The organism is Polaromonas sp., from assembly GCF_030682935.1.
GTDB lineage: Bacteria > Pseudomonadota > Gammaproteobacteria > Burkholderiales > Burkholderiaceae_C > Polaromonas.
This window is the reverse complement of sequence record NZ_JAUXNA010000151.1, coordinates 1-3048: the sequence shown is the minus strand read 5'-3', so window position 1 is coordinate 3048 and position 3048 is coordinate 1. Positions and strand designations below refer to the sequence as shown.

General features: G+C 62.2%; 3 protein-coding genes and 1 riboswitch. Of the genes, 1 reads left to right on the top strand and 2 read right to left on the bottom strand.

Translation table 11 applies throughout. The features are described from left to right. On the bottom strand, positions 1-892 hold an 892-nt coding region (locus Q8K05_RS07185; RefSeq protein WP_305245822.1), incomplete at its 3' end, for a dihydropteroate synthase. A gap of 15 nt (positions 893-907) precedes the next feature. Further along, positions 908-1008: riboswitch (S-adenosyl-L-homocysteine riboswitch) on the bottom strand. 127 nt (positions 1009-1135) lie between these two features. Between Q8K05_RS07185 and Q8K05_RS07180 the strand changes: the two genes are divergently transcribed. Beyond that, positions 1136-1660, top strand: a complete 525-nt coding sequence (locus tag Q8K05_RS07180; protein ID WP_305245821.1) for a cyclic nucleotide-binding domain-containing protein — start codon at positions 1136-1138, stop codon at positions 1658-1660. Positions 1661-1678: 18 nt separating this feature from the next. Here the strand turns inward: Q8K05_RS07180 and Q8K05_RS07175 are convergent, their stop codons facing one another. Then, the gene (locus Q8K05_RS07175; RefSeq protein ID WP_305245820.1) at positions 1679-2713 is read right to left on the bottom strand and encodes a homocysteine S-methyltransferase family protein; all 1035 of its coding nucleotides are present in this window, start codon (positions 2711-2713) and stop codon (positions 1679-1681) included. Positions 2714-3048: the final 335 nt, after the last annotated feature.

Below are 3048 nucleotides of genomic sequence, written 5' to 3'. Positions count from 1 at the left end.
GCGTGCGGTTCAGCACCACGTCTTCGACGCGTGCGCGCAGCGTCGGCTCCAGGTCGTCATAGACCCCGACCATGCCGGCGTTGCCGATGCCCATGTCCATGCCGGCCTGGATCGCGTGGTACAGGAACACCGTGTGGATGGCTTCACGCACCGGGTCGTTGCCGCGAAAGCTGAAGCTCACGTTGCTGACGCCGCCCGACACCTTGGCGCCCGGCAGATTGGCCTTGATCCAGCGCGTGGCTTCAATGAAATCGACCGCGTAGTTGTTGTGCTCTTCAATGCCGGTGGCAATGGCAAAGATGTTGGGGTCGAAAATGATGTCTTCGGGCGGAAAACCGACTTCATCGACCAGCACGCGGTAAGCGCGCTCGCAAATAGCGATTTTGCGCTCGTAGGTATCAGCCTGACCCTGCTCGTCGAACGCCATCACCACGGCGGCCGCGCCGTAGCGTTTGAGCAGCTTGGCCTGGTGCTTGAAGGGCTCGATACCTTCCTTCATCGAAATCGAATTGACGATGCCCTTGCCCTGGATGCAGCGCAGCCCCGCTTCAATCACGCTCCACTTGGAACTGTCGATCATGATGGGCACGCGCGAGATGTCGGGTTCGCTGGCGATCAGGTTCAAAAAGCGCACCATGGCGGCCTGGCTGTCGAGCATGGCCTCGTCCATGTTGATGTCGATGATCTGCGCGCCGTTTTCGACCTGCTGGCGCGCCACGGCCAGCGCGGCTTCGAAATCGCCGTTGAGAATCATGCGCGCAAAGGCTTTGGAGCCGGTGACGTTGGTGCGCTCGCCGATGTTGACGAAAAGCGTGTCGGCGCCGATGGTGACCGGCTCCAGGCCGGACAGCTTCATGGGGGGAACTTCGCGGGAAAACTGACTTTGGGACATAAACTCACCTTGAGGCAAAGGTGAGCGTCGTTGCAAAAAGAGCCGCTACCTGATACCGTGCCCTGTTTACCCAAGCCTGACGAAACCAGAGTTTCGCTGCAACGCTCCTTGAGTCAGGCTCAATTTTAAGCATCTAATGCCCGCCGGGCACCGCCCCAAGCCTAAACTTCATCCGTCAAGCCCATGTTTTACACGCTTTTCAGAAAAAAAGGCCCTGCCGCTTTGGGCCATCGGGGGCGGGCGATGGAAAACTCTTCAACGGCCGATCTGGCGGCCGAGTTGCTGGTCGCACCCACCGCCCTGATGCAGTTGACGCCCGCAGACGCGCGCGTGGTGGTTCGCTACATGCAGCCGCACCGCATCGAGGAAGGCACCACCTTCATCAAGGAAGGCGACACCCGCGACACCGACTTCATGATGCTGATTCTCGACGGCGAAGTGACCGTGGAAACCATTGTGGTGAGCCGCATCGAGCCGGTCACGGTCACCGTGCTGGGCCGGGGCAGCCTGGTCGGTGAAATGGGCCTGCTTGACGGCGAGCCGCGCGCAGCCTCCTGCACCGCCAGCTCCCCGCTGAGCTGCGCCATCCTGAGCCGCCAGGCGCTCGAAGCGCTTATGGAGGACAACCCGCTGGTCGCGGCCAAGCTCATGCTGGCCGTGGCCTTGCGCATCGCGGCGCGCCTGCGCGACAACGCCGACAAGCTCAAGATGTATGTCCAGCTGACGCAGGTGATGCAGCAGGAAATCAGCCACCGCGCGCCGGGCTGACCGCGCGCTTCAGCCCTCTCAAGCCGCTTCGCGGTAGAACAAATGCCGCGCGGGCAACGGCGCCACCGCATGGGCAATCGCCGCGATGTGCTCGGGCGTGGTGCCGCAGCAGCCGCCCACGATGTTGACCAGGCCTTCGGCCGCAAACTCGTGCAGCAGGCGGGACGTGACGTCGGGCGTTTCGTCAAAACCAGTGTCGCTCATGGGGTTGGGCAGGCCGGCGTTGGGGTAGCAGCTGATGAAGGTGTCGGGCGCGGCCTTGGCCAGTTCCTGGATGTAGGGGCGCATCAGCGCCGCGCCCAAGGCGCAATTCAGGCCCACAGCCAGCGGCTCGGCATGGCGCACGCTGTGCCAGAAGGCCGTCACGGTCTGGCCGCTCAGGATGCGGCCCGAGGCGTCGGTCACGGTGCCGCTGATGATGAGCGGCAGGCGCTCGCCGCTGGCCTCGAAGTACTCGTCAATCGCAAACAGCGCGGCCTTGGCGTTGAGCGTGTCAAAAATGGTTTCGACCAGCAGCACGTCGCTGCCGCCCCTGACCAGCGCTTCAGTCTGCTCGTAATAGGCCTGGCGCAGCACTTCAAAGCTGGTGTTGCTCGCGCCGGGGTCGTTCACGTCGGGGCTGATGCTGGCGGTTTTGGGCGTGGGGCCTAGCGCGCCCACCACAAAACGCGGTTTGTCGGGCGTTGAAAACTTGTCGCAGGCGGCCCGGGCAATGCGGGCCGATTCGTAGTTCATTTCCACCGCCAGGTCGGCCATGTCATAGTCGGCCTGGGCCACGGTGGTGGCGCCAAAGGTGTTGGTTTCGATCAGGTCGGCGCCGGCGGCCAGGTAGCCTTCGTGGATGTCGCGGATCACATCGGGACGCGTCAGGCTCAACAACTCGTTGTTGCCTTTGACGTCTTTGTGAAAGTCCTTGAAGCGCTCGCCCCGGTACTGGGCTTCGCTCAAGCGAAAGCGCTGGATCATGGTGCCCATGGCGCCGTCCAGAATGGCGATGCGTTTTTCCAGAATGGCGGGGAGCTGCTGGGCTCGGGTGTAGGTGATCGGCTTCATGGCCTGCATTTTAGGTCGGGCTTCATGGCCGTTGACTTTCCCCGACAATAGGGCAGTGGCTAGCCGGCGTGATGAAAACGCCCTGATCCCGTAGGTCGGCTTCGCCGCGGGCGTAAGCCGACATTCTGGTTCGTGGCGCTATCTGTCGGGTTACGCCTGCGGCTAACTCGACCTGCAAAAGACCCGATGGCGCTTATATGACGGGCACATTTAGCTCCTTTTTAATAGCAAATACTTCTTTCCCCGACATCCACCACCTGGTTCGCTCTTTGTCCACCCTATCGCCTACTTCACCCCAACCCACGCCGCTGGACGTCCTAGGCCAGGTTTTTGGC

Coding starts and splice junctions, on each gene's coding strand:
- Q8K05_RS07175 (WP_305245820.1), bottom strand. CDS start 2,713: ATGAAGCCGATCACCTACACCCGAGCCCAGCAGCTCCCCGCCATTCTG.
- Q8K05_RS07180 (WP_305245821.1), top strand. CDS start 1,136: ATGGAAAACTCTTCAACGGCCGATCTGGCGGCCGAGTTGCTGGTCGCA.